At 61.6% G+C, this 25,075-nt stretch carries 28 protein-coding genes and 3 pseudogenes; 21 read left to right on the top strand and 10 right to left on the bottom strand.

The annotated features are described in order from the left end of the window. Positions 1 to 28 precede the first annotated feature (28 nt). Entirely contained in the window at positions 29 to 307 is a 279-nt protein-coding gene (locus tag DTA15_RS06495) for an acyl carrier protein (protein WP_006488281.1), read from the bottom strand. Between the two features lie 30 nt (positions 308 to 337). After that, positions 338 to 1,594 (bottom strand): acyl-CoA dehydrogenase family protein, encoded by a 1,257-nt coding sequence (locus tag DTA15_RS06500; protein WP_012493047.1) that lies wholly within the window; start codon positions 1,592 to 1,594, stop codon positions 338 to 340. Positions 1,595 to 1,833: 239 nt separating this feature from the next. Here DTA15_RS06500 and DTA15_RS06505 point away from each other — a divergent pair, with 239 nt between their 5' ends. Continuing rightward, the gene (locus DTA15_RS06505) at positions 1,834 to 2,667 is read left to right on the top strand and encodes a FadR/GntR family transcriptional regulator (protein ID WP_006491538.1); all 834 of its coding nucleotides are present in this window, start codon (positions 1,834 to 1,836) and stop codon (positions 2,665 to 2,667) included. Positions 2,668 to 3,060: 393 nt separating this feature from the next. Here the strand turns inward: DTA15_RS06505 and DTA15_RS06510 are convergent, their stop codons facing one another. The 3 genes from DTA15_RS06510 to DTA15_RS06520 all read right to left on the bottom strand — a co-directional run bounded on the left by DTA15_RS06510 (position 3,061) and on the right by DTA15_RS06520 (position 4,088). Next, on the bottom strand, positions 3,061 to 3,342 hold the full coding sequence (locus DTA15_RS06510; RefSeq protein WP_012493048.1) for a helix-turn-helix domain-containing protein: 282 nt from the start codon (positions 3,340 to 3,342) through the stop codon (positions 3,061 to 3,063). 16 nt (positions 3,343 to 3,358) lie between these two features. Continuing rightward, positions 3,359 to 3,685, bottom strand: a complete 327-nt coding sequence (locus DTA15_RS06515) for a helix-turn-helix transcriptional regulator (protein ID WP_012338904.1) — start codon at positions 3,683 to 3,685, stop codon at positions 3,359 to 3,361. A 67-nt stretch (positions 3,686 to 3,752) separates the two neighbouring features. Next, positions 3,753 to 4,088, bottom strand: a complete 336-nt coding sequence (locus DTA15_RS06520) for a helix-turn-helix transcriptional regulator (protein WP_012493049.1) — start codon at positions 4,086 to 4,088, stop codon at positions 3,753 to 3,755. A 181-nt stretch (positions 4,089 to 4,269) separates the two neighbouring features. On the opposite strand from DTA15_RS06520, the pseudogene DTA15_RS06525 reads away from it, so the two are divergent. From DTA15_RS06525 to DTA15_RS39425, 10 genes and pseudogenes are all read left to right on the top strand, one after another. Beyond that, positions 4,270 to 5,144: pseudogene (locus DTA15_RS06525) on the top strand (branched-chain amino acid ABC transporter permease). Positions 5,145 to 5,148: 4 nt separating this feature from the next. Then, positions 5,149 to 6,222: a branched-chain amino acid ABC transporter permease gene (locus DTA15_RS06530; RefSeq protein WP_012493051.1), complete on the top strand. Its 1,074-nt coding sequence runs from the start codon at positions 5,149 to 5,151 to the stop codon at positions 6,220 to 6,222. After that, complete coding sequence (locus tag DTA15_RS06535) at positions 6,222 to 6,956, top strand: ABC transporter ATP-binding protein (protein WP_006488423.1); 735 nt, start codon at positions 6,222 to 6,224, stop codon at positions 6,954 to 6,956. Before DTA15_RS06530 ends, DTA15_RS06535 begins: the two co-directional genes overlap by 1 nt. Then, positions 6,943 to 7,698 carry an ABC transporter ATP-binding protein gene (locus DTA15_RS06540; RefSeq protein ID WP_006488332.1) on the top strand — a complete coding sequence of 252 codons (756 nt, stop codon included), beginning with the start codon at positions 6,943 to 6,945 and terminating at the stop codon, positions 7,696 to 7,698. The genes DTA15_RS06535 and DTA15_RS06540 overlap by 14 nt, the downstream gene beginning before the upstream one ends. Then, positions 7,695 to 8,873 carry an ABC transporter substrate-binding protein gene (locus DTA15_RS06545; RefSeq protein ID WP_006491539.1) on the top strand — a complete coding sequence of 393 codons (1,179 nt, stop codon included), beginning with the start codon at positions 7,695 to 7,697 and terminating at the stop codon, positions 8,871 to 8,873. The genes DTA15_RS06540 and DTA15_RS06545 overlap by 4 nt, the downstream gene beginning before the upstream one ends. Before the next feature lie 52 nt (positions 8,874 to 8,925). After that, positions 8,926 to 10,341, top strand: coding sequence for an amidase family protein (locus tag DTA15_RS06550; protein ID WP_006491536.1), 1,416 nt, complete (start codon positions 8,926 to 8,928; stop codon positions 10,339 to 10,341). Next, positions 10,338 to 10,883: an amino acid synthesis family protein gene (locus DTA15_RS06555; protein WP_012493052.1), complete on the top strand. Its 546-nt coding sequence runs from the start codon at positions 10,338 to 10,340 to the stop codon at positions 10,881 to 10,883. Before DTA15_RS06550 ends, DTA15_RS06555 begins: the two co-directional genes overlap by 4 nt. A gap of 52 nt (positions 10,884 to 10,935) precedes the next feature. After that, the gene (locus DTA15_RS06560) at positions 10,936 to 11,970 is read left to right on the top strand and encodes a porin (protein WP_012493053.1); all 1,035 of its coding nucleotides are present in this window, start codon (positions 10,936 to 10,938) and stop codon (positions 11,968 to 11,970) included. 45 nt (positions 11,971 to 12,015) lie between these two features. Next, positions 12,016 to 12,201: pseudogene (locus DTA15_RS06565) on the top strand (antitoxin Xre/MbcA/ParS toxin-binding domain-containing protein); the annotation flags it as partial. Further along, a pseudogene (locus tag DTA15_RS39425) lies at positions 12,198 to 12,272 on the top strand (RES domain-containing protein); the annotation flags it as partial. The pseudogenes DTA15_RS06565 and DTA15_RS39425, both read left to right, overlap by 4 nt. 237 nt (positions 12,273 to 12,509) lie before the next feature. Here DTA15_RS39425 and DTA15_RS06575 read toward each other — a convergent pair. Next, complete coding sequence (locus tag DTA15_RS06575; protein ID WP_006488424.1) at positions 12,510 to 13,859, bottom strand: M14 family metallopeptidase; 1,350 nt, start codon at positions 13,857 to 13,859, stop codon at positions 12,510 to 12,512. Positions 13,860 to 14,377: 518 nt separating this feature from the next. Between DTA15_RS06575 and DTA15_RS06580 the strand changes: the two genes are divergently transcribed. The 3 genes from DTA15_RS06580 to DTA15_RS06590 are packed head-to-tail and all read left to right on the top strand — an operon-like array spanning position 14,378 to position 16,205. Continuing rightward, positions 14,378 to 14,647 carry a type II toxin-antitoxin system TacA family antitoxin gene (locus tag DTA15_RS06580; protein ID WP_012493055.1) on the top strand — a complete coding sequence of 90 codons (270 nt, stop codon included), beginning with the start codon at positions 14,378 to 14,380 and terminating at the stop codon, positions 14,645 to 14,647. Continuing rightward, positions 14,644 to 15,132: a GNAT family N-acetyltransferase gene (locus tag DTA15_RS06585; protein ID WP_011548487.1), complete on the top strand. Its 489-nt coding sequence runs from the start codon at positions 14,644 to 14,646 to the stop codon at positions 15,130 to 15,132. Before DTA15_RS06580 ends, DTA15_RS06585 begins: the two co-directional genes overlap by 4 nt. Further along, complete coding sequence (locus tag DTA15_RS06590; RefSeq protein ID WP_227743198.1) at positions 15,114 to 16,205, top strand: PDDEXK nuclease domain-containing protein; 1,092 nt, start codon at positions 15,114 to 15,116, stop codon at positions 16,203 to 16,205. The genes DTA15_RS06585 and DTA15_RS06590 overlap by 19 nt, the downstream gene beginning before the upstream one ends. 158 nt (positions 16,206 to 16,363) lie before the next feature. Here the strand turns inward: DTA15_RS06590 and DTA15_RS06595 are convergent, their stop codons facing one another. Then, on the bottom strand, positions 16,364 to 16,699 hold the full coding sequence (locus DTA15_RS06595; protein ID WP_034178432.1) for a hypothetical protein: 336 nt from the start codon (positions 16,697 to 16,699) through the stop codon (positions 16,364 to 16,366). 321 nt (positions 16,700 to 17,020) lie between these two features. On the opposite strand from DTA15_RS06595, the gene DTA15_RS06600 reads away from it, so the two are divergent. From DTA15_RS06600 to DTA15_RS06620, 5 genes are all read left to right on the top strand, one after another. Beyond that, positions 17,021 to 17,872, top strand: coding sequence for an FRG domain-containing protein (locus DTA15_RS06600; RefSeq protein ID WP_012493056.1), 852 nt, complete (start codon positions 17,021 to 17,023; stop codon positions 17,870 to 17,872). Between the two features lie 1,072 nt (positions 17,873 to 18,944). Next, positions 18,945 to 19,199 carry a hypothetical protein gene (locus DTA15_RS38960; RefSeq protein ID WP_006488265.1) on the top strand — a complete coding sequence of 85 codons (255 nt, stop codon included), beginning with the start codon at positions 18,945 to 18,947 and terminating at the stop codon, positions 19,197 to 19,199. 211 nt (positions 19,200 to 19,410) lie between these two features. Then, entirely contained in the window at positions 19,411 to 19,881 is a 471-nt protein-coding gene (locus DTA15_RS06610) for a universal stress protein (protein WP_006488364.1), read from the top strand. Between the two features lie 117 nt (positions 19,882 to 19,998). Beyond that, positions 19,999 to 20,274, top strand: a complete 276-nt coding sequence (locus tag DTA15_RS06615; protein WP_006488456.1) for a DUF1488 family protein — start codon at positions 19,999 to 20,001, stop codon at positions 20,272 to 20,274. A gap of 175 nt (positions 20,275 to 20,449) precedes the next feature. Then, positions 20,450 to 20,884 carry an Hsp20/alpha crystallin family protein gene (locus tag DTA15_RS06620; RefSeq protein ID WP_006488380.1) on the top strand — a complete coding sequence of 145 codons (435 nt, stop codon included), beginning with the start codon at positions 20,450 to 20,452 and terminating at the stop codon, positions 20,882 to 20,884. A gap of 94 nt (positions 20,885 to 20,978) precedes the next feature. On the opposite strand, the gene DTA15_RS06625 is transcribed toward DTA15_RS06620, so the two are convergent. Further along, positions 20,979 to 21,644 (bottom strand): nitroreductase family protein, encoded by a 666-nt coding sequence (locus DTA15_RS06625; protein WP_006488441.1) that lies wholly within the window; start codon positions 21,642 to 21,644, stop codon positions 20,979 to 20,981. A gap of 230 nt (positions 21,645 to 21,874) precedes the next feature. Between DTA15_RS06625 and DTA15_RS06630 the strand changes: the two genes are divergently transcribed. Both DTA15_RS06630 and DTA15_RS06635 read left to right on the top strand, forming a co-directional pair. Continuing rightward, entirely contained in the window at positions 21,875 to 22,525 is a 651-nt protein-coding gene (locus DTA15_RS06630) for a BON domain-containing protein (protein WP_006488287.1), read from the top strand. 36 nt (positions 22,526 to 22,561) lie between these two features. Then, on the top strand, positions 22,562 to 22,765 hold the full coding sequence (locus DTA15_RS06635) for a hypothetical protein (protein ID WP_006488400.1): 204 nt from the start codon (positions 22,562 to 22,564) through the stop codon (positions 22,763 to 22,765). Positions 22,766 to 22,856: 91 nt separating this feature from the next. Here DTA15_RS06635 and DTA15_RS06640 read toward each other — a convergent pair whose 3' ends face one another. Together DTA15_RS06640 and DTA15_RS06645 are read right to left on the bottom strand one after the other, a co-directional pair. Further along, on the bottom strand, positions 22,857 to 24,614 hold the full coding sequence (locus DTA15_RS06640; protein ID WP_006488350.1) for a SulP family inorganic anion transporter: 1,758 nt from the start codon (positions 24,612 to 24,614) through the stop codon (positions 22,857 to 22,859). A gap of 165 nt (positions 24,615 to 24,779) precedes the next feature. Next, a complete protein-coding gene (locus DTA15_RS06645) occupies positions 24,780 to 24,980 on the bottom strand; it encodes a hypothetical protein (RefSeq protein WP_369718985.1) in 201 nt (66 codons plus the stop codon). Between the last annotated feature and the right edge of the window lie 95 nt (positions 24,981 to 25,075).

Below are 25,075 nucleotides of genomic sequence, written 5' to 3' on the forward strand. Positions count from 1 at the left end.
GACGATCCTGGGTGCCGGAACCCTGGACTCAGTTTGAGGGAGCATGGGAGGCGACGAATGCAACCAGGTTGTCGAATCGCAGGAAGAGGTCGCTGCTCAGATCTTCAGGGTCAAGCATAAACTTGAAGCGCTGCTCCACTTGCAGCAGAAGCTCAGTCATGTTCATTGAATCGACACCAAGGTCGAAAAGGTTTGTGTCGCCCTCGATGAGCTCGGCGCTCAGATGCGTGCCGAGCGTTGACAACAGACAGGATTTGAGGGCGGTAGCAATATCGTCAGGACGATTTGATACGGAATCGGATGTCATGAACGTCTCCGGTATGAAGGGCAGGTAAGGTCATGCACGCGGCAAGGCGGCCGAATGTGCAAGCGGGTCTGAAGACTCCCACGGCAATTGCGGCGCGCGTTGGGCAGCGCGGGCGATCATCAGCCGCTGCATGTCGCCGGTGCCCTCCATGATGTCGAACGCCTTGGCGTCTCGGCAGCATTGTTCGAGCGATGGACAATGCGCGATACCGCCAAGCCCAACGAGCGCGAGTGCGGTTCGAGTGACGTGGGCCGTCTCGCGTGCAGCGTATGCCTTGGCCATCGAGGCGTGCATGGCGCTCGGCTGCCCCTGATCTGCGAGCCATGCGGCGTGATGACAGAGCAGGCGCGCGGTCGTGATATGCCGGTCGAGATCCAAAAGATGCACGTCGACGTCGCCGGGAGTGCATCGCGGGTCGGCCGGATGTGAGCCTGATTCGAAATAGGCTGTGAGTTCGTCACGTACCCGCCGACACGTGCCGACCATCACTGCGGAGAGCAGCGGCCGAAAATAGTCCCATGACCGTTGCGCGCCGGAAAACGCATCGCTCAATGGCGCTTGGTCGTCGCGCGTGAGGCAAGCATCGTCAGGAACTTCGCAATCGCTGTACGACAGCACGGCCAGTTGGCTGGCCCGCAGCCCGGCCATATGTTCGACACGCATGACCGAGAACCCCGGCGTGTCATGCTCGACGCGAAATGCCCGGATGCCGAAGCGGCCCGCGTTGCGGTTGATCGTTGCGAACGTGATGATCGTGTTCGCGCGCGCGCCGTTCGTGATGAAACATTTGGTGCCATTAAGCACCCAGCCGTGCGCGGTTTTTCGGGCCGACGTCCGCATGGCTGTTGCGTCGGACCCGCAATCGGGCTCCGTAATCGCAAACGCACCCCAGCGTGGCGCGTCGCTGTGAAAGCCTGCGAAGAATGCTGCCTGCTGCTGTTCGTTGGCGAGCGCGAGAACCGGAGGCATGGCAAGCCCTGGGCCGGGCAGGGCCAGCGCGAGCGCGGCGTCCGCGTAGCCCAGATATTCCATCAACATCACGCGTGAGACGAGCGATTGCACCCCGGGACATCCCCCGAATTGGCTCGGCACGAGATTCAGATTCAAAGCGCGGACCGTATCGCCTTGCCAGAACGTTGCAGGAATTTGTCCGGTACGATCCGCTTCGTCGCGATGTGCGCGTATTTGCGCGCACAGTCGATCGAGATCCAGCCCGGAGGCTGCCAAGGCCACCTTAAGCGTTGCGACCTCATGGCACGGTTGTGATGTTTGCAGAGCGTCTGGCATGTCCGATCGTTCCGAATGGCGCACGCGCGCCGGCCGATGGCGTGGCATGGACGACATGCTTGCGCGGCGTCCATGCCGTGTGACATGCAGCGTAGGCATCTGAGGGAGGGTTGGCTACCTCCCAACCTAGGGAGGGTGGCGTTGGGTGAGGCCGGCCACGGATTTTCGCCAGCGACGACAGGGATGCCCGATAATGCGCCGATATTGGATGACGCTGGCCAACCACGGACGTGACTAACATGGCAGGACGACAACGAGCAACGCGTAAAACGCAATCTATGCCGCCGGACAAACGCGGCCCGCGTACGACCAAGCGGGGCGATCAGGTGGCCGAGCTGATCAAGGGTTGGATTAACGACGGGCGGGTGCGCCCGGGCAAGCGACTGAACAAGGAAGCTGAGCTACAGCAGATGTTCAACGTGAGCCGCGGCTCAATGCGCGATGCGCTCAAGGCACTGGAAGTGCAGGGACTCGTGAGCCTCAGTACAGGCCCCGAGGGAGGCGCCACAATTACGCGTGTGCCGCTTGCGCGGGCATTCCAAGCACTGCAGAACTATTTGTTCTTCGAGAACGTCACGCTCGAGGAGCTCTATGCGGTGCGACGCACGCTCGAGCCGATTGTCGCTGCTGGCGCAGTAGCGCATTTGACTGATGCAGATTTCGAAGCACTCGAGCGCAGCATTTCAGTGTGCGAGCCGTTTGTGGCCGGCCACGAGCAGGCGCTTGATCAGCGCTGCGAGGATATCCATTTTCACGACGTGCTGGCCGCGGCTCATCCGAACGCGTTTTTGCGGTGCCTTTGCCGGATCATCAATCAGATGCTGCACTCGCTGGTGATTGTGGCGGGCAACGTCACGCAGCGTGACTATCAGGCGTTCGGCCGTACGACGCTCGCTGCGCACCGTGCAATTCTCGAGGCTGCACGGCGGCGCGATGCTCAGGCAGTGGAGCGCCTGATGGCCGCGCATATGGACGAGGCCGAGGCACAACTGCGGAAAGTACATGCCGCGTTGAGGCAAAAGCTTGTGCTCGACTCCGAACTCGATACGCAGATGAGCCGCGACGCGTCCTGAGGCGGCATCCACCGACAGCACGGTTCCGCCATCGCATGGTCTGCGGATGCTCGCCGAAATTCACGGCATATCAGTCACAATGGGCTAATTAATTACAATAAATAAAATAAATGAGAGTGGGTATGCGCTTCGTGAGGGTAGTAGGCGAGGAGCTTGGAGGAAATTACCCGGGTAAACGCTGACATTTTGTTGCTTGACCGTGTGAGATATTCGATCGTAAATTTATGATAATAAATAGACGTCAGGATCGAAGCTGCGCACGTGCTGGTCCGAGCGATCTCCGAGGCGGTTCATCGCGTCAGGTCGAGGCCGGCGAGGTTTATTCCAAAGCAGCGGCGATCGTTGGTGAACGGCTTGTAAGTAACGAGTGGTTGATCGCCGCCGGCGAGAGGCTCATGGTTGTTGTTTGTGTGAGGCCGACGGGGTCTGGCGAAGGTCTGTCCGAGTCTCTGCTGCTTTAACCAACTGCGAGAGAGAGGTATCGAGGGCTGCAGCAAGCGCAAGCAGAGCGTCGATCTTGGGGACTATTTGGGCACGCTCAACCAAAGAGATCGTGTTCGGATGGACGTTGGCCCGCGTCGCGAGGCCTACTTGGGTAAGCTTCTTTGTTTGGCGACGTGTGCGAACTTCGTCTCCAAGGGCCCTGATAAAGTGCGCAGTGGTTGGGCTATTCACCGACGGGAGTGACGGGCTATTCTTGCGCGAGCGATTCTGCCGCGGCGACTAGGGCCCGCTTCTTTTCTTTGCTCAGTCGCCCAGCAATTAGGAGAAGGTTGGCCAGCAAGTCGTCCTCCTCGTACAGGAAGCTTGTCGGAATGAGAAGCGCTCGGGCGAGCCGCTGGCTGGTCTGTACGGTTGGAGCATGCTTGCCCTTCTCGTACTGGTTGACGCGAGCGCTGGCGGAAAATTCGTCGATTCCAGCCAGAATGCCAAGCTGTTCCTGGGTGAGGTCGGTACGCAACCGCGCCTGCTTCAGGCGTTTTGAAAACACAGAGGTGACGGTCGAGTCGCTGGACATGCATCAAGTGTCCAGGAATCGATTGCCCGGTTTGCTAAGTAACTCTTAGTTCGGGCGTTGTCGGGAATCAGGAGGCGGCGGTTCGTGACAGTCGCTCAGCGTATTCGAGAAGTGCTTCTAGGCTGTCCTGCGGTAGTGGTGCAGCCGCGACGAGAAGCCGCGCAAGGAGGTCATTGCCTTCGTATAGGAAGCTGGTTGGGACGTGGAGTACTCGGGCGAGACGGTGGGCCGTCTGAAGCTTGGGCGCGTGTTTGCCGGTCTCGTACTGATTCACGCGTGCGCTTGCCGAGAATTCATCAATTCCGGCTTCGATGCCGAGCTGTTCCTGGCTCAGGCCCGAGCGTAGACGTGCCTCTCTGAGACGCTTGGGAAAGATCGAGGATGTCGATAAGGTCCGACGCATCCTAAGAGTTTCTTAATTTTTAATGGACTTTTTGCTAAGTATTTCTTAGTCTGCAGGCTAAGCATTACTTAGTTTGGGTGGCGGCATGCATCATCTCTGTGTCGTCTTGGTGGGCTTCGCTGTCACACGCCTGGCGAGGGCTGGGTGGGTTGGGCGGTCATTGAACACGGGATTTGGAGTAATGGCGACGATCTTAAACATTCTTAGTTACGTTAGCGTGCTTACGCTTGTGGCATTGGGCCTTGCGATCGTGTTCGGCCTGATGGATATCGTGAACCTCGCGCATGCCGAGTGGGTGACGATGGGGGCTTATACATTGGCGGTTGCGCAGTCCGTGGGAGGTCAACACGCATTCTGGGCTGCGTTGCTCGCCGCGCCGATTGTCGGCGCGGGTCTCGGGTGGTGTCTTGAGCGCTTCGTCATCAGACTGCTCTATGCCCGTCCACTGGATACGCTACTGGCGACCTACGCGGTCAGTCTGATCGTTCAGAAGGCGATTGAGCTCGTCTTCGGTACTCAGCCGACGCTGGTCTATGCGCCGTTCAATGCAACCGTTGAAGTGCCGGGCGGCAGCTATCCTGCTTATCGGATGTTCGTGATCGGTGTGGCACTGGCTGTTACCGCTGGATGCTGGGTGCTGTTCACCCGTACGCGTTTTGGTACGAAGCTGCGCGCGGTCATCCAACATCCGGCGATGGCTGAGGCTGTCGGTATCAATACCAGAAGGCTGAATCGGGTGGCCTTTTGTGGTGGCGCCGCACTCGCTTCGCTCGCCGGTGTTCTGGTGGCGCCCATGGTGTCGGTGGAGTCCCATCTCGGGATGTCCTATCTTGCCAAGGCGTTCTTCGTGATCGTGCTGGGTGGGATCGGCTCGGTGGCCGGCAGCATACTCGGCAGCGCGTTTGTCGGCACGATCGAGACCTTGCTGGCTATCGCGTTGATCCGTCGCTCGCGTCGGCGATCGTTCTGATTGTATCCATTGTCCTGATTCGTTTCCGGCCGCAGGGTCTGCTCCCCGGCTTTAGTGCGGCGCATCAGCTTCTCGGAAAGGGGTAAGGAAATGTTCGATCGTCATTTTTCTCGTGCGCGGACTTGGTTGTCACAACCCGCCTTGAGCGGCAGTGATGTGTCTCCGGTTATGACGGGTTTTGCGATCGTTGTGGCCGGCGCGATTCTGCCGCTTGTCGTTGGGGCGTATGAACTCACCGTGATACGCGATGCACTCGTATTGGCGATATTGGCGCTCAGTTATGACCTGCTGTGGGGGCGTGCCGGTGTACTGACGCTGGGTCACACGACCTTCTTCGGCATTGGAGCATACGGCTTCGCCGTGACTACGGTCCAGTTTGGGCAGACGCCGTTAGTCGGATTTCTCGCTGGCCTTGCCTGTGCTGCGGTCGCAGCTGCCGTTCTCGGTTACTTCTTGCTGTATGCAGGGGTGAGGCTGCATTTCTTTGCCATTCTCAGTATGGCGGTGCTGATTATCGCGCAGCAGCTTGCAACGAGCTGGCAGTCGGTAACAGGCGGAGACACGGGCTTGCTCGGTATTCCGGGGCTGTCCTTCCAGCTTGCGGGGCACACACTCGATTTGAGCGGCCCAGTCGCGTCCTGGTATGCCGTCGCGACAATCCTCGTTGCGCTGCTTGGAGTGGTGTGGCTGCTTTGTCGCAGCCGATACGGGAAGGTGCTCGCGGCGATCTCGACGAACGAATGGCGCGCGCTGGCGTGCGGATATCACACATCCTGGCATCTCCTGTTGATGTTTACGGCCTCGGCGGTGTTGGCCGCGGTGGCGGGTTGCTTGATGGCAGCAACCGCGGGCGTTGTTGCGCCCGATGTGTTTTCGCCGGTATTGGCCACCGAAGTCATCCTCTGGGTTGCCATAGGCGGACGTGGCTCATTGGGCGGTCCCGTGCTCGCCGCTGTCGGCCTGACGCTACTCAAGCATGGTGCGTCCAGTCTGAGCACACAGTGGTGGCCGCTTATTCTCGGCGCAGTTTTTCTCGCGTGCGTGCTTTGCCTGCCGAACGGTGTGCGTCTGGGGGGCATGCTCAAGGGACTGCGCCAATTCACTGGAATATCGCTCAAACGCATGCCGCGCTCTTGTGCGCAGCGCGTTGAAGGAGGGTCGTGATGAACGCGCCGATCATCAAAGGTGTTGGACTGTACCGTGCATTCGGTGGCATTAACGCGATCGCGGGCGTTGACGTAGAAATTGGCGCGAGAGACTTGCTTTGCGTCATCGGCCCGAACGGCGCTGGAAAAAGCACGCTGGTTGGGCTGATGTCGGGCGCGATTGTGCCTGGGGCCGGCGAGCTGTATCTGGCGGGCGAGCGAATGACTGGTCGACCGATGTATCAATACTGCAGGCGTGGCGTCGTACGGAAATTCCAGGGAACGAATGTCTTCCAGACGATGAGCGTACGCGAGAACCTCGAAGTGGCCGCGCTCGGTGTGTCGAATCGACAGGCGTTTTCGATGCGGGACCTCGATGGCGTTCTCGAGCAAATCGGCCTTGCCGCGCAAGCCGACATGCTGGCGATGCATCTGCCACACGGCGAGCGCCAGTGGTTGGAAATCGGCATGGCGATGATGTGTCGCCCCGCATTGTTGCTGCTCGACGAGCCCGCTGCGGGTTTATCCGCCACTGATGCTCAGCGGCTTGTGCATCTCATCCACCGCCTGCGTGAGCAGTGTGCGGTACTTGCCATCGAACATGACCTGCATTTCGTGCAGTCGCTTGATTGCGAGACGTGGGTTATGCACCGCGGTCAAATCGTTCGCCAAGGGCGCTACGACGACATCGCGAAGGACGAGGAAGTCCGACGCATTTATCTGGGGCAGGGGGCAAGTCATGCTGCACATTGAAAATCTGTCGGCTGGATACGGCGACATTGCTGTCTTGCACCAGATCACGCTTGCCGTTCAGCCCAACGAAGTGGTCGGAGTGCTCGGATGCAATGGAGCGGGAAAAACGACGCTTGTGAAGGCGATCATGGGCTTTTTGCCGCACGTGAGCGGCGAGGTTCGCTTTGGCGAGCACGTCGTCAACGGCATGCGCGCGCATGAAATCGCTCGACTGGGCATCGGGTTGGTGCCGCAGGGGCGATGGATTTTTCCGAAGCTCACGGTGCGCGAGAACCTCATGATGGGAACCGCAGCGGCTGGCGACGCCGAGATTCTGGATGAGCTGTTCGAGTATTTCCCGGTATTGAAAACCCGGCTGTCGCAACATGGCGGGACGTTGTCGGGCGGCGAGCAACAGGTACTGGCTATCGCGCGTGCCTTGTGTGGTCGACCGAAACTGTTGTTGCTGGACGAGCCTTCTGACGGCGTGCAACCCAATCTTGTCGAGCTGATCGGCGATGTGATCCCGGTGCTGTGCCGTCGTTCGAAGCTGGCGGTGCTGCTTGTCGAACAGAATCTTGACCTCGTCTTGCGCTGCGCGCAGCGATGCATTGTGCTCAAGAACGGGCGGCTCGCCCATGCGGGAAAAATCGAGCCGCACCGCGGAACGGACAGCGCGCACCCGTTGGCCCAATTCTTGTCACCTGCTGCTGAACGAACGGCTGATTCGCAAGCGGCGTTTGTTGAAAGAGAACCTACATGAATCGACGTGACTTTTCGCGATCTGCCCTTTGGGGCGCGCTTGGGGTGTTCAGCGCCGCCGTTTGTCCGAATCTTGTCCGAGCAGCAGCGCCGATCAAGATCGGATTGCTTGCGCCGTTGAGCGGTCCACTCACCCGGGTCGGGGAAACCAATCGGCACTGTGCGATGCTCGCCATTGAGGAAATCAACGCTGCTGGCGGACTGCTTGGGCGACCGCTCGAACTGGCCGTCGAAGATACGCAGATGTCGACGGCAGTGACGCTCGAGAAGGCCAGGCAGCTATTGATGCGTGACGAAGTGGCGATGCTCACAGGCATGGTGCTGCCGTCCGAGCGCGAGGCGGCGCTGCAGGCCGCTAAGACGGCCGCGCGTCTTGTCGTCTATCCGAATTTCGACGAGGGTCGCTGTGATCCGCTGTTGTTAAGTACCGGTCTGAGTGTTGCTCAGCGGGTTGAACCGCTCATTACGTGGCTCATGCGTGGTGGTGGAAAGAGTGTCAGCGCGGTCGTCTCGGACGTCGGCAGCAACCGCAAGGTGCTGGTGCCCGCGCTGGAGGCGGCCGTATCTCGCCACGGTGGCCGCTTGTTGAACGTGTACTGGTTGCCGTTCGGCACGCGCGATTACGGTGCCGTGCTTCAACGAATTGCGGCACAGCAGCCGCAACTGGTATGGCACAGCATCGGCGATGATCCGGTCACGTTTGTCAAACAGTATCGGTCATTTGCGATGAGGCCACAGTTGGTCACGGACATCGCGCACGAATCGCTATCGATTGCAACTGCGGGCGCATCAACGGGCGCCATCGGTGTGTCATCGTACTTTATGAGCATCGATAGTACTGAAAATCATCGCTTTCTTGCGCGCTACACCGCGCGCGTGGCCGACACCCGTGCGCTGCGGTTAGGCCCCTATGCGGTGATGCTGCCTCACGGGGAATGCACGTACGCGGGCATTCGACTCTTTGCGCAGGCCGCACAAGACGCTGGCAGCGTCGAGGTCATGCATGTCAAGACGGCATTGTCGGGCATTTCGCTGAATTTGCCGCGCGGTAAGACGGGCGTGAGCCGAGCGGGCGATCACGTCACATGCATGACGCGCATCGCTCAGGCGCAGGCGGATAACAGCTTTGCGCTTTTGGATTCAGTCGGACCGATTTTGCCGACCTGTCAGGGATAAAGCGGTCACGACATCCCGTCATTAATTTGTCTATATCACTAAGGAGTGCGATATGAATGATATATCCATGATGAGCGCAGAGACGTTGCTTGTCGAGTATCGACGTCATGCACTGTCGCCGCGTGAGTGTATGGAGGCAGTGCTGGAGCGCATCCAGCAGTTTGATCCGCTCGTGAATTGCATGTGCAGCTTCCATGCAGATATGGCGCTGCAGGCAGCGCGCGAATCGGAGCAGCGCTGGATGCGCGGTGAGCCGCTCGGGCTACTCGATGGCGTGCCAGTATCGGTCAAGGATCTCATCGATGTACAAGGATTTCCGACGCGGTATGGCTCATTGACGAGCCCGGACACCCTGCAACGTAGCGATGCGCCTGCGGTTTCGCGCCTGCGCCGTGCCGGAGCATTGTTGTTCGGAAAAACGACGACATCGGAATACGGCAACAAGATTGTGACGGATTCCCCGCTCACCGGCATTACCCGCAATCCTTGGGATCGGCGCGTGACGCCGGGTGGCAGCAGCGGCGGCTCGTCAGTTGCGGTCGCGCTTGGCATGGGTGCGTTGTCGCTGGCCACCGACGGCGGCGGGTCGATTCGTGTGCCGGCGTGCTGGAGCGGCGTCGTAGGTTTTAAGCCAACGTTCGATCTCGTGCCGACCGGCGTAGCCGGCTCCTGGACCCGACTGTCCACGCTCGGGCCAATTGCGCGCAATGTGCGTGACACCGCGTTGATGCTCAGCGTTGCATCGGGAGCGCACGATCCTTTGCAGTCAGAGTCAGATCGCCCGGTGGACTATCGCATTGGACTGGAGCATGGTGTCGCCGGGCTGCGCGTGGCGTATTGCCCTGGCATTGCGGGCGTGACGGTTGATCCCATGGTCGCTGCGAGTGTCGCGCAGGCCGCGGATGTATTCGAGGCCTTGGGTGCGCACGTCGAGCAAGTCGATGTGAAGCCGCTGGCCAATTATCTGGACAGTCGCATGCACGCGATTCAGTGGTCGGTGTTCTTTGCGCAACGTGCATGCGCGATGAGCGAGGCGCAACGTGCACAGCTCGACTCGGACGTACAGGTCCTTGTGGAGGCCGGTCTGCAAGTCACCGCGCCAGAACTTGCCGGTGCGTTGCGTGCACGTCATCTGCTGGGTGTCGAGATGGCTGCGTTCTTCGAGTGCTACGACTTGCTCGTGACACCGGTGTTTCACTGCGGCCCACTGCCGGTGCCCGGGTTGCCGAAGACACTGCTGACGGCACCTCAGCAGACATCGTGGTGCAACCAGACCGGGCTGCCTGCCGCGAGCGTGCCGTGCGGCCTGCCCGGTGGTTTGCCCACGGGCGTGCAGATCGTTGGGCGCCTGCACGCGGATGCACTCGTACTGCGTGCCGCACGGGCCTACGAGTTGGCGCGCGGCGCGTTTCCCACGGCGCCCCTGTTACAGGGCGAGCACGCAGTGGCCACGGAGGTAACCCCGTGAGCGTTCAAGTCGCAAAGATCGTGGTGCATCTGGTTGAGCGGCGCGCCGAGTTGAACACCGCGATCTATCCACCCCACCGCCAGGCCATTGCAGCTGCTGTCCTGTCACGGCAGATCTGGCGATTAGATGATCCTCTTGAGCCTCTGTACGAGCTCGGTGCGGAGCTGGGGACGTCGCTGACCGAGCACGCCCGATGTGCACTGGGTGTGCAACGCGGGGCCATTCAAGTGTACGGCAAGGCCGCCTTGGTGGGCACGGCCGTGCCGCTCGAGTGTGCGGCCGCGCTGTTACATCCACGAATGGGCAAGGCGATACGTGCCTGTCTACCGGGGACTACATCGCTCATTCCGTCGGTCACAAAGCGAGGCGCCGCGGGTGCGTGCCTGGACATCCCGCTGCATGGCGCGGTTGACATGTGGAACTTCGATCACTTCGATACTGCATCGCTGATTGTGCCGGATTCTCCTGCGCCAGATGAACTCGTGGTGGCCATCGCATTGGCCGAGCACGGTCGGCCGCTCGCGCGCGTCGTGTCCGCGTAGACGCGTCGCCCCGGTTGCGCGCGATCGATTCAAACAACGAGGAGGAGAACCTATGCGGAAGATAGTTTGGGGCTTGGCGCGCGCTTGCGCTGTTTCGGTTGGGATGTGGGGCATTCCGGGCGTCGTCCACGCCCACTCTTCGGTATCGCTTTACGGTTTGATCGACGCCTTTGTTGGCGAAACGCATGCGCCAGGCGCGGCCGGTAGTGCCTGGCAGGTAGGCTCAGGCGGGATGACGACGTCATATTGGGGCGTGACGGGATCGGAGGATCTTGGCCACGGCATGAAAGCGGTGTTCACGCTGGAGGGATTTTTCAGAGTCAACGCTGGTCAGCTCGGCTCATTCAATGGCCAGTCGTTCTTCGGTCGCAATGCCTTTGTCGGACTGAGCGGACGCTTTGGGGAGGTGACGATCGGGCGCAATACGGCACCCCTGTTCGTCTCCACGTTGCTCTTCAATCCATTCGGTAACTCGTTCGCGTTTTCGCCGATGATCTCACACGGATACCTGGGCTCAGCCATGGGGGCGGCTTCCGTGCAAAGCGATACGGCGATCGACAGTTCGGTGTTGTATCAGACACCGGAGGTTGGAGGGCTTTCTGGAAGCCTACTCTATAGCAATGCGGGTGTGGCCGGCCACACCGGGCAGGCGAACTATAGTGCCAATGTGCTTTACTTCGCCGGCGCGTTTTCGGCAACGGCCGCGGTGCAAAGTCTGCACACAGCTTCGCTTTTTCTGAATGGTGCAACGGCACAAACGGCATGGCTTGTCGGCGGTGCCTATCGGATCCACGCAACGAAGCTCATGTTCCAGTACGAGCGGGTGAGCAACAATAGCAACGTGACCGACGACACCGTGCAGGTGGGAGCAAGCGCGCGATTCGGAATGGGCAGTATGCTGCTGTCGTGGGCGGGCACGCGGCGGCGTCCTGTCACCGGTTCCGGCCTCCGGTGGTCGACGTTCGCGTTGGGCTACGATTACCCCCTCTCGAAACGCACAGACATTTATGCGGCATGGCGCTATGACACGGTTACGCATGCCTCATCAGGAAATGGCGTCGGAGCGGGCGTGCGGATGCGGTTTTGATTTGCTATGCAAACACGTCAAGTCGAAAGGCTGGTCGGTCCCGGGCGCCTCGCATGGATCGTTGCGACGGCCACCTCTGTCTGGAGCGACGAGGATGACGCACGTGAGTTCTTGTCGACCCCGCATCCGGACCTCGAACGGCGTACCCCGCTTGATCCTGCGCTTACGGAACTCGGCGCGCGGCGCGTTGAGGAGCTGGACTGGAAGCTCTTCTACGGGCTGTCAGCGTGAAATTGTTCCGCATCGCTGATACGCGGCACACGATTTGGAGCGGCACCGGCGCGATGTTGGTCGGTGGCCGCCGCTGGATTCCGATAGTGTCAACGCGAGACTGGCTGAACAATTTTGCCGTAGGTTTAGTGCCGCGCAATTGCGATAAGGTATTCCGAAGAAGGCATTCGAGAGACGGCGTCTAGCGAAATGAAGGGGAACATATTGAGGGCTATATTACCCTTCATTTCGTGACATCGAGCGAACGCCGCAGGCTTGTGGCGCTCCGCGCAACTAAAGTTGTGTCTAAGTTTCAACTAACGATGTGTCTACCCGGCGCGCGGCGCCGCTAGATGCGTCAGCACGCTCAACCCGGCGTGAAGTTGAATCTGAACCAGTGTCCTGAGCGGAATCGGCTGCAGGTGGTCCGAGTGGGTGAGTCGGTCAATTTCACGCGACAGGAAATCCGAACACGCGGCGCTCACGCGAAACCCTTCCCCTCGGTCCAGTGCCAGCATGGAGAGTCGGCGCGCGAGCGCGACGAGCCGCAGCAGGAACAGCCGGCCCGTGACGTGACGGATCGTGTACTCGGCCCACGTCAATGTGCGCTGCTGCTCCGATTCGCTCATCGTGGGCGGAAAATCCTTTTCGTAATTGCCGATGAATTCCCGCAGGCCCCGCCAGATACTGAGGGCCGCTGCGTTCGTCGCCGCGTAGTCCAGGGACAGCGCCCGTCGCGCCAACGGAAAAATATCCATGCTCCACGCCCGGAGGTCCGCCTCAAGTTCGCCGAGGGACCGGTTTGACCGCCCATCGTCATGCAAGCGTGCGTGATCCCAAAACGGCACTTCCGTGACGAACGAAAAGGTGCCGCGACTGGCCGTGTAGCCGGCACTGGAATTGCCAAGTGGACGTTCATCCGGCTGTACGAGGGCCGCGGCCTCTTGCGCTCGCATTCGCTCCTTTTCCATGTCCCGAAACTGAAAGATTCCGTCGGCCCACCGCCCGAGCGCAGCTTCGCCCACGGAATTGAGCGTCAACCCGTACTGGCCACTCACGCCCGCGAGCGTAGCGGCCAGTTCCGCTGGCATCGCCAAGGCGAGGTGGAACACGCCACCGAATTCCGCGTTATGCAGCGAGTACATGAAATCCGGCTTGGCGAGCTCGATCGCGGCGCGCCAGGCAAGATTTTCCGGCAGCGGGTAGCGCGCGAGGCGATCATCCGGCTCGAACGGGAAAGTGTATTCGGCCTGTTCGGCGAACGGTGGACGGTAAAGGTGCTTCAGATAGACACCGAGATCACCATAGGCTGAAAACCGGCCCTCATTGAGTCGAAGAGCGTCCGGTTCGATCGCCTTGATGAAATGCCAGCGATAAGGCAGAGACTGCCGCAGCGCCGGGTCGCGACACAGGCGGTCAATCAAGTAGTCGATCAGAAGGCAGCCGATCGGTTCGTTCGGATGCGGCGCGCCAATGAACAGCGCGGACAGTGGCCCGTCGCCGATCGAAATCAGGTCGATCGGCTCGCCCTGTCCAGACAGGTCCGCGCGGGTCACAGTGACGAGGTCGGGATAGCGGTGTTGAGTCTCCTGTGTCCGCTGCGCCATATGGTTAAACGTAGGAACGGCATGGAAATCCGGGACTTCCTTGACCAGGCTGAGCCAGTGGGGAAACGTCATGACAGTTCTGTATTCCGTGGTGAGGCGGGAAATTTCCCGTTCCAATGTGCGTGCCGATCCGCTGTCGGACAACGAATCCCGGTTCGGTTCGATGGATCGAGAGCAAGAGGGACCGGCGCCGTGCCGACATCTCTTGCGATTTCCGCGCTACGGAGCTTTGCGAGCGGCATCATGCCGCAGTGAAAACAAGGTGTTATCGGCACATGTGATTCCAGCCGCCACGTTGGCGCACCCATTCCACCCACGGCGAATCGCTGGGCGGCCCGCCAAAGCCTTTCTGGTAGCGGATGACCGTCACATAGTGCAATGTAGTTCCGTCACTCCGGAACCCTCGCGGATCAAGGCTTCCGGCCCTAATTTGGCGACTTTATTTTGGTCCATGGGTGCGGGCAGACTTCGCGATGCGTCAAACACGCCGTCCTGCATTTTCACTTTGCGCGATAGTGACCCGGCAATTTTCCGTACACCTTGATCGCCCCGGCAATTTTCCGTACAATGGCGTCAGGAGGTGAATGACCATGGCTACCACACGATTTGAGGCCCGCATCGAAACGGATGTGCACGCGGCGATCCGGCGCGCTGCCGAGATTCAGGGGCGCACGATGTCCGATTTCGTCGTCTCGGCCGCCCGGGAGGCGGCGCAACGCGCGATTGCCGACGCGGAAGTGATCCGCCTGTCGGTCGCGGAATCGGAACGGTTCGCGCACGCGATCCTGACGCCCGCCGAGCCGGTCGAGGCGCTTAAGCGTGCGATCGATCTTCACGACCAACTGCTGCGTAACGCATGAGCGGTGCGCAGTTGGTAGTGGCCGCCCTTGAGGCGGCTCATGATCGATCTCGATTCGCATGCGGCACGCCCGCGCTTGATCGATATCTGCGCGAAGTGGTTACGCAGGACGTACGCCGCAGGGTGGCCGCCTGTTTCGTGATGCTCGACGGCAACGTCGTCGCGGGCTACTACACACTGTCTGCCGCCAGCGTCGCGCTCACGGATTTGCCGCACGCCATCGCGCGCAAGTTGCCCCGTTATCCTGCGATCCCGGTGGTGCGCATGGGGCGCCTGGCCGTCGATCAGGCATATCGCGGCAGGCGACTCGGCGCAGCGCTGCTGGTCAACGCGCTGCAACGTGCCGCAAAGTCCGAAATCGCTGCGGTGGCTCTGACGGTTGACGCAAAGGACGAAACGGCGGCGGCGTTCTACCGGCATTTCGGCTTCGCGCCGCTGACTAGCGACCCGCTGGCATTGTTCATGCCATTGGCAACGGTGAAGTAGCGGAAGCTATCACCGTGCGAGCCGTCGCTTCGCGCGACGATTGGGAGATCGGGCGACGAATCGTTGAGTTCGAGCAGGGCGGGAAGGGACGGGCCGCTTATGGCGAGGCGGTGATCCGCCGTTTGGGCGCCGATCTGTCAGAGCGATTCGGTCGCGGCTTCGGATGGCGCAATCTCGCACAGATGCGCGCCTTTTACTTGATGTGGCCTGCGGATCGGATTGTGCAGACACTGTCTGCACAATCCACGCCCGCCCGGATTGTCCCGACAGCGTCTGCAAAATCAACCAAGGCGGCGGTGAAGGCGCCGCCGGGCGGGGCGTTTGAGCTGAATTCTATCGCTCAGGCTTTTCCGTTGCCCTGGTCCGCCTACGTTCGCCTCCTCGCGGTGAAAGCGCAAGCTGCTCGAGACTTTTACGAGGCTGAAGCGCTGCGTGAGGGCTGGTCTGTGCGGCAGCTTGACCGTCAGATCAGCAGTCAGCTCTATGAACGGCTGGTGCTGTCACGCAACAAGGCGTCCTTGCTCGGAAAGGCGGCCGTAGCGCAACCCGGCGATTTTCTATCGCCTGAGGAAGCGATCCGCGATCCGTTTGTCCTCGAATTTCTTGACATGAAGGACGAATATTCGGAGTCGGATCTCGAAGCGGCTTTGATCCAGCACTTGGCGGATTTTCTCCTCGAGCTCGGCGATGACTTTGCGTTCATAGGCCGGCAGCGGCGTCTACGGATCGATGACACCTGGTTTCGAGTCGATCTCGTGTTTTTTCATCGGCGCTTGCGATGCCTGCTCATTATTGATTTGAAGGTCGGGCGCTTCAGCTATGCGGACGCGGGGCAGATGCATCTCTACCTCAACTACGCACGTGAACATTGGATGAAGCCCGGCGAAAACCCCCCGGTTGGCTTGATTCTGTGTGCTGAAAAAGGCGCGGCCGAGGCGCATTATGCACTCGACAACCTTCCGAACAAGATACTCGCAGCTGAGTATCAGATGATCCTCCCGGATGAGGCCACGTTCGCGCGAGAATTGGAGCGTACCAGGATCGAACTAGAGCGCCGGGGCCACAAGACGTGACTTCTGCACCCGAAGCTTCGAGATGCTTGGATACGCGCGGATTGGCGGCCACGATGAAGCCAGCCATCCAGTAAGTCTTGATGTTGCCTTTACTCGCGATCAAGCTATGCGAAAACACTCTACCCGGCGCCGACCGCCACTGACGAAGGGCGCAACTGCTACCACTTCCGGTTGATCACGCCCGTCGTCTTTCTCTCAAACACCACCTCGCATTTGCACTGCTTTGCGGCGGCAGTGGTGATATTGAGTCGATCGCCACGCTGTCCAATATGCTCGCGCTCGCCTTCTATTTGCGTTCCGACGGCGAAGCGGAACTTTATCGCTCCGTGGACTTCGCACTCAACCAATGCATTGCGCGGGCAGAGCGGGGTGGCAAGTGGACTTTTACAGACGCGGAACGGACTGCACTCGAAGCGTTGCTTCGTGTTCATGATAAGCAACTTGCTTCGGTGCCGGTCCATCGCTATCTTGAAGCGCTGGAGCAGGTGCAGCATGTTGGCACGCCTTCCTTTAACTTGCCGATCGAATCGCACTGATGCTGAACGTTTTCTGCCTGTCGTGGCGAATATGGCGGCGGTTGATGTGCACGCATAAATCTGCGAGTTGGCGCAGCCAATGCGTGATCCGTGTGTGGACCTCGTCGTCGACAGTTTCTACGTAGAAACTCTAGGAAGCGAGTCACGGCGTGTGTAGTTGTATCGTCAAAGGGCACCGCGATGCTCTTTGTCGAAGTGGTTCTATTCCGTGGCGGGATCTAGTGGAATGAAGGGGCATCAGGATGACGGTACCCTGACCCAAGAACAAAGGACTCACCGATGAGCACCTCATCCAGTCTCGATCCCAATCTCCGCGATGTCCAATGTGTCGGGGAAGCGACGGACCTCGTGAGCTTTCTACAACACGTCGACAAGTGGCTTGCCAGCGTCCCCGTGATGGATCTCGATTTCCCGTTGTTTCGCGGTCAGGAAGTCGAGTCGTGGCGGCTTGTGCCCTCCATTGGACGCGCACCGTACCAGATGCGGCTTCGGCCCGGCACCGAGCAACGCATGCTCGACGAGTTCAAGCAGCGTGCCGTGCCTCACGTCGAATCGACCGTGGAGCTGACGAATGCCGACTGGCTCGCGATCGCGCAACACCACGCGATGCCAACCCGCTTGCTGGATTGGTCGGGGAGTGCATTGTCGGCACTCTGGTTCGCTGTGAGAAAGCCGGCCGTCGAGAAACCGTGCGAGAACCGCTCGTGTGAAAGCGAGGAGGGCCGCGGCGTGTGGCCGGGCGCGATCTGGATGTTGCCCGTTACGCTTGGCGATCTGATCTCCTCCGAGGAGAGCAAAGATCCGCTCGGGCTCGGTCAAACACGTTTGTTTAAGCCGCGCCACGTGTCCCGCCGTATCGCTGCGCAGGATGGCTGGTTCACAGTGCATCGCGGCAAGCAGAGTGGGCTCGACACAAAGTATTTCGCGCTCGACACTAACCCTGAGTTTCGCGACCGGCTGCGCTATATTCGCATTCCAGGCGAGAAATTCGGCATCATCCGGGGACAGCTTCAGCGGGCCGGCATCAATCGCGGCATGTTGTTCCCGGACCTCGATGGGGTCGCCGGCCGCATCACCGACACCATCCTGTATCCAGCTGATCAGCCAACGCCCGGCGCTGACAATCTCTGAGGCGTCTCCCGTGGCCAATCGCCCTCAACAGAGACCCACCGCCGCTGCGCACCTATACCAATGACTGCCATCCCGCTGAATCGAGATTTATCACGCCGGCACGATGGCCCACTCAAACTTCGGTTCCGCGGAACGCGTAACCGCGCCTGCCGGCGGTGCGGGTGCGTCCCGGGCGAGTTGACATCTGTCTTCGCAACGCCCGGGGCGGTGACGACTTTATTGCGCGACACTCAAGCCAATGAATTTGCGGCAGTTTTCCGTTTTCCAGTCGATGCCGACCGACGAAGTGACATTTTTACTTCGCAAACGGTGACAACTTTGCTTTGGTCTACGTCTGGCGGCATTGAGTCACCACTGATCAAGAGCACTGTCGTTGAAATTCTTGAGGGTACCGAGCCAGCCTTTAAGAGTCGAAAGCGCAAGTACGGTCTTTGATGGCGATGCGCTGGGGCGCTAAGGCTTTGAAGTCGCCGCGGTGGATGAAGAACCGCCGTCGCGGTCGCGTACCAATCCTGACGCCGGGACGAACGCGCCAGCGAGAAGAGGGTTTATCACGCGCGATTCGTTGGCGTTGATGCCGGTCAATGACGATGATGCCGCGTGTGCGGCTTTCTGCCCAGGCGCATGGGGCCCGGCATCCGCGCGCGATCGATCGCCGCACCGAAGCATGATTGACACAGGTCAATCGTGTCATCCGGAGCGGCAATACATTCGGTTTCAGCGCTCGCACACCATGACGCGTGATTGTGCGCCGGACGCGGCATGTTCGTCGCGGCGCGGCCGTGCCCTACACCAAGCCCAATCATGCCGTTCCATCACGAGCGGGAAATCACGGCTGCGCGAGGCACTTGCGATGAAACGACGGATGTTGATGGCTGTTGTACTGCTTGCGCTCGGCGCATGTGCCGGGTCGCAGCGGGCCGCGACTTTCAGGTCGACGGAGACGCAACTGCTCGAGGGGCGTCAGGCGGCATCACTACGGTGTTCGACTCGATCGGAATGCGATGGCGCGTGGAACCACACACAGCGTTACATCGAAAGTCACTCGGCTACCCGAGTCATCCCATCAGGCATGGATCGGATCGAAACCGCACAACCGTATGTGGCCGGAGAAGTCTATCTGTGGGCTTCTCGCACGGTATCGGACGGTGGCGGCTACGTGATCCGGCTCAAGCCGATGTGCAAGGGCATGTACGACAGCGATGGCGGGCCCGGTTGGCAATACGATACGTGCGCGAAGAAAATTCTCGGGATACAGAGCGGCTTCCTGTCGTACGTGCGTCAGCCGCCTTCGCCGCATATCCCATCGCTGCCGAGTGAGCGTTGAACATGTTGCGCGTCGCGTCAAGGCTCGTGTCGCGCTGGCACACGACCGAACACGTCGATGCGCTCGCCGCTGCGGACCTCGGTCCCGTCCGCTGTCGGCATTCCGCCGATTTCAAACCGTTGACCTCGGTCAACGAGCGCGTCCGGCCAGCGATGATGATGGAAACACATTCGAACGCCGCCAACGCGTCGGGTTATCCAGCGAGGTCCGCATGTATACGAGCATCATGGTCGCAGTAGACGGTAGTCCTTCATCAAAAAAGGCGCTCGACGAAGGGCTGAAAATGGCCAGATCGTGCGGCGCACGGCTGTTCGCGGTTTTCGTCGTCGATAAATCCATTCTGTTTGCTTACGGCGGGCGTATGGAGCCGGCCGCGCTGCTCGACGAAATCCGTCACTATGGCAAGACGATCCTGCGAAGCGCTGACCGGGCGATCTCGCATGCCGGGGTGAACGGCGAGACGGAAATTGTCGAGACGGATATCGGGCAGGATGTCGTGGAGCGGCTACAGCGCTACGTCGACGATCGTTCGATCGATCTGGCCGTGATCGGCACACACGGACGTCGCGGCATTCGGCGGATGCTCCTCGGCAGTGTCGCCGAACGCTTCCTGCGCGAATCCCGTTGCCCGGTTCTGCTCGTGCGCGACGAAGGCCCCACACCCGCCGCCGTGGCGGCCTGATTGCCGTCACGGCACGAAGCTCGGCGGTGGAGCCGAACGTGCGGGCCGGACGACACGGGCAACGTGCCGAGCGTGCCTTCGTCCGCAGTCAATGGACTATCAGGTCAGGTAACCATCATGCAGATATCGTTTCCTTCCGAACCGCCGACGTATTGCGGCGTCGACCCCGCGCTGCGCTTTTTTGCGCTCGTCGACGGACATCGCGTGCGGTGCGCGATCACCGCGGCCGCGCTGGAGGACCACTTCCGCGCGGTGTCACCTCGCGAGCAGGATCTTGTCGACGCGTTTGCGCGCCATCGTCCCGTCATCGAACGTGCGGCGCGTTGCTTGCTCGAGGAAATGGGCGGGCGGCCGGTCCTGCTTCACAGCGGGTACTTCCGGTTCTGTACGTGATCGGCCGCCGCCTTTGACGCGCATCAAGCGTATGCCGAGACGGGCGCGTACGCTGGAATTCGCAAGATCATTCGTCCCTTGCGCGGCACCCGGTGTCGCGCTCGGTTTTCATCGCGGTCGATGCTGTCGGGACGAAAGCGCCGACTGCTTGTCATCTGCATGAGGAGTATGAACCATGAACAACATGACGCGTTACGATCCGTTCTCGCTCGAACCCGTTTCCGACCTGTTCCAGGGCCTGTTCAGGCCGCTGCGCGGGATGACGCTGGCCGACGAGCCGGATCTTGCATCGATGAAGATCGACGTCACCGAAAACGACAACGCATACACGGTCAACGCGGAACTGCCCGGCGTCGCCAAGGACGATATCGACGTCCAGGTGACGGGCAATACCGTATCGATCAACGCGAAGATCGAGCGCAACAACGAACAGAAGGACGGTGAACGCGTGATCCGGCGCGAACGCTACAGCGGTGCGGTCAGTCGTTCGTTCTCGCTGTCGGGCGAGATCGACGACGCGAACGCGACGGCGACGTATCAGGATGGCGTGCTGTCGCTGACACTACCGAAGAAGGCGCCGGTCGGGCAGAAGAAGCTCGCGATCAGCTGATCGTCGGCGGGCGGTGCAGGCGCGCATTGTCCGCCGCGAGAAGCCGGCGCGGAGCGATCCGCGCGCCGTTTTCATTGATGCGGCCGCGGGGCGCTCATGCATGCGACGGCGTGCCGCCGGTTCGATAGCCGACCGTCTGCGCGAGGATCGGCAATTCGTCCTCGTTCAACCGCAGCGCGTCGGCGAGCAGGCGGTGGTCGATCCAGCAGCGCACGACGGTGCCGATGCCGGCCGCCGCACAGTACAGCGAAACATTCTGCGCGATCGCGCCGGCCGCGATCGCCGAGAACATGTCACGTTGTCGCGGCGGCATGTCGAGTATCGCGGACGTTCGCACGACATAGACGAGATCCAGCGGCGCCCGGCCGACGAAGTCCTGATAGCCCGTCAGGTTGCGCGCGTCGACCGCGTGCTTCAGCACGAGCCGGTGTGCGGGTGCATCGTATCGATAGACGCCGGCCGGCAGCGCGACGTAGACGTCGATTTCGTTGAACGCATGCGCGGACGGTGCCGTACGGCCGCCGCTCGCGGGACGGTTGATGCCGTCCGCCGCCCACAGCATCGTGCCGAGCGTCGCGGGTGGCAGCGGCGTGGCGGCGAATTCCCGGGAACTCATGCGGGTCGCGAGCGCTGCCATCAGCGGCACGTCGTTGTCGAGCATCGGGCGCGGCAGGTCGACGGCTTCCCGCGACTCGCCGCGGGGCGGTGCAGGCTGCGCCGCGGGCGCCGGCGAATAGGCCAACAGTTGCGGTTCGGTCATTCGAGTCTCCTTGAAGCGTGACTGCGCGGGCCTGGAAAGTTGCGCATCGGCGATCTCACGATAAGACGGTCGCGCCGCGCCTAGTTGACTTCCGTCAAGCGACGCGTCGGCCGGCCGCGCAGCGTGACGCGGGGCATCCGTTGACATGCGTCAGCGACCCGAGCACGCGCCTGTGCAAATCTGGTCGTATGCGGCGAACAGGCATGCCGTGGCTCACAGGAGAGCAGACGATGAAAACCGACAAGCAGTTGAAGCAGGACGTCGAGGATGAACTGGAGTCCGACCCGTCGATCGACGCGACACGCATCGGTGTCGAGGTGGCCGACCGGATCGTGACGCTTTCGGGGCACCCGCCCAGCTATGCGGAAAAGCTCGCGATCGAGCGCGCTGCGAACCGCGTGGGCGGCGTCAAGGCGCTCGTCGTCGACATGACCGTGCATCTGCCGGACGACGACGTGCGTACCGACGAGGACATCGCGAAGGCGGTTCGTTCCGTGCTGCACTGGACGGTCGGGCTGCATGACGATGCGGTCAAGGTGCAGGTCGAGCGCGGCTGGATCACGTTGTCCGGTAAGGTCGACTGGGCATACCAGAGCCACCTGGCCGTGCGCGCGATCTCGCAGATGCGCAGCGTGACGGGCGTAACCGACCACATCGCGGTGCAGGGGGCGGTGGGCGTGGAGGACATCGGCGGCAACATCAAGCGCGCGATCATGCGCCACGCGGAGCGCGAGGTGAAGCACATCGCGATCGACGTGCACGACGGCACCGTACGGCTGTCCGGCAAGGTCGGCTCGTTTTCCGAGCGCAAGGCCGTGCGCGGCGCCGCGTGGTCGGCGCGTGGCGTGCGTGCCGTCGTCGACGACCTGGTGATCGACTGAATCCGTCGGGATGCGGCAGTCTGGGAGGGAGGTCAGATGATATTGTCTGGTGAGGTTCATGAAACGGACTGGTCGGTCGCGAGCGAGGCGGTCACGGCCGAACCAGACGGCTTTCGTTACCGGATCCATGTCACGCTCGAATCGCCCGATGGCGCATGCGAGCGCGAAGCCGTGATCGACGGGCTGCGTGTCGGGATGACGTGGATCGAGATGAAGAAGGCGAACATCTTTACGCTTTGAACCGGCGGCTGCCGAAGGCCGTGTGCGTCGCGACCGCGTCGATCCCGTCGTGGTATGCGGCAACCGCCGCATCGATTCGTGCGTCGATCGTCTATCGCGTCTCGTGAGAAACACGCCGGCGCGTGGCGCGCTTTCTTTTGCACGGACGCGTCTGTCGGCCCGGTCGCCGAACGTGACGGGCAACCGCATCGGTCACGGTCGGAAAGAAGCTGGCTGCGCCGAACACGTCGAACAGACCGTAAGCGCGCAGGCGATCCTTCACCGGTCCCTTCATCTCGGCGAAATTCATTGCGATGCCGCGTTCCGCCAGTTCGGCGTGCAGCGCCACGAGCCGGTCCGCGGCACTCACGTCGATGTCGGTGACAGGCTCGGCCGCGACGACAATGCGCGTGACCGGCTTCGTCGATCGCGCGATCGCGGCGCGCAAATGTTCGCAGAAGATCTCGACGTTTGCATAGAAGAGCGGCGCATCCCAGCGGAACAGCACGAGCCCGGACGTTTGCGCTGCACCCGGATGCCGCGCGATGTCGTGATAGCCGCGTACGCCCGTTAGCCGGCCCAGCACCGCGTCGTACGGATGCCAGGCCCGCCACACGAACGACAGCAGTGACAGCGCGCTGGCGAGCAGGATGCCGGGCACGACACCCATGCCGATCACGCCGGCGAAGCACAGCATCGAAATCAGGCATTCGCCGCGGCGCATTCGGTACAGCCGCACGACGCTGCGGACGTCGGCGATGCCGAACGCCGCGTAGATTACGACCGCGGCCAGCGCCGTGCGCGGGACGAAGATGAGCAGGGCCGGCGCGGCAACGAGCAGTATTGTGATGCACGCGGCCGCGACGAGGTTCGTGATCTGGCTTTGGGCGCCGGCGGCGATCGCGACCGGTGTGCGCGACGCGCTGCTGCTGACCGCGCACCCCTGCGTCATGCCGGCCAGTAGATTGGCCGCGCCAAGTGCGATCAGCTCCTGGTTGCGGTTCGGCGCATCGCCCGCCCGTGCAGACAGCGCACGCGACAGCATGCTGATGTCGGCGAACGACACCAGCGCCACGGCGACCGCACCGGACGCGAGCGCGCTCAGATCGGCAAGCGAGACGGCCGGAAGACGCGGGGCGGGCAGGCCGGCCGGCAGCGCGCCGACCGTCGGGATCCCGTGCAACGGCGGCAGACGGGCGACGATCGTCGCCGCCAGCACGGCGATCAATACGCCGGGCCAGCGCGGCGCCACCTGTTTGAACAGGATGATGGTCGCCAGCACCGCGACCCCGAGCAGACCGGCAGCGACCGAAAACCGGCCGCCTGCGAGCGCGTGCACGATATGCGGTACGCTGGAAAACACGTCGCCGGCCGATACTGGCATGCCCAACAGTTCGGGCAGTCGCCCAAGCGCGAGCGCGATGGCGATGCCGTTCAGGTAACCATACTGGATCGGACGCGACAGCAGATCGGTGACGAAGCCGAGGTCGAGCACACCGAGCAGAATGCAGATCGTTCCGGCCGACAGCGCCAGCGCGCCGGCAAGCGCGATCGCGCGCGGCGGATCATGGCCGGCGAGCGGGACGATCGCGCCGGCGATCAGCGCCGCTAGCGCGGAATCCGGACCGAGGACGAGAATCCGGCTCGGGCCGAGCAACGCATAGGCGAGCAAGGCCGCGACCGACGCATGAAGCCCCGTGATGGCGGGCAGTCCGGCCGCCTGCGCGTAACTCATGCCGACCGGCACCAGTACTGCGGACAGCGCGATTCCCGCATACAGGTCGCGCGCGAGCCATGCGCGGCGGTAGTTCGCGAGCAGCGCCACGCCCGGCAGCACGCGGGCGATGTATCCAGATAACGGGCGGTTCATCGCGGCTTCATCGGGCGTGCGCCGGCGCGAAAGGGCTGGCTCGCATCGGCAGGCAGGCGTTCATCGGGACGCCGCCATCCTCGAACGGGCGGGCACGACGACGCGACGAGCGAGGGATTCTGACGGCGACGGATGTCGCCGCACGGCGCGCCGCGACGCCGGACATCAGGCCGCCTTGAGCCCCGCAAGCTGCAGCGCCTGTGCGAACCGGGCCAGTGTCGCGATGGATCCCGTCACGCTTTCGTAGCGCTCGCGCCCGATCTGCCCGTCGAGTGTGACCAGCATGCCGGCGTCACGCGCGAGTGCAACGAGCGCCACCGTGTCAAGCGATGCCGTGCCGGACGTGTCGGATGTGGTGGCCCGCATCCCCGGATCGGAACGATAGTCGACGTATGACATGGCATCTCTCCTGGTTGTCTTGCGATCGGGCGCCGTGCAGCCGGTATCCGTGATTTCAGTAT

It is taken from the genome of Burkholderia cenocepacia, assembly GCF_900446215.1.
In the GTDB taxonomy this organism is placed as follows: domain Bacteria; phylum Pseudomonadota; class Gammaproteobacteria; order Burkholderiales; family Burkholderiaceae; genus Burkholderia; species Burkholderia cenocepacia.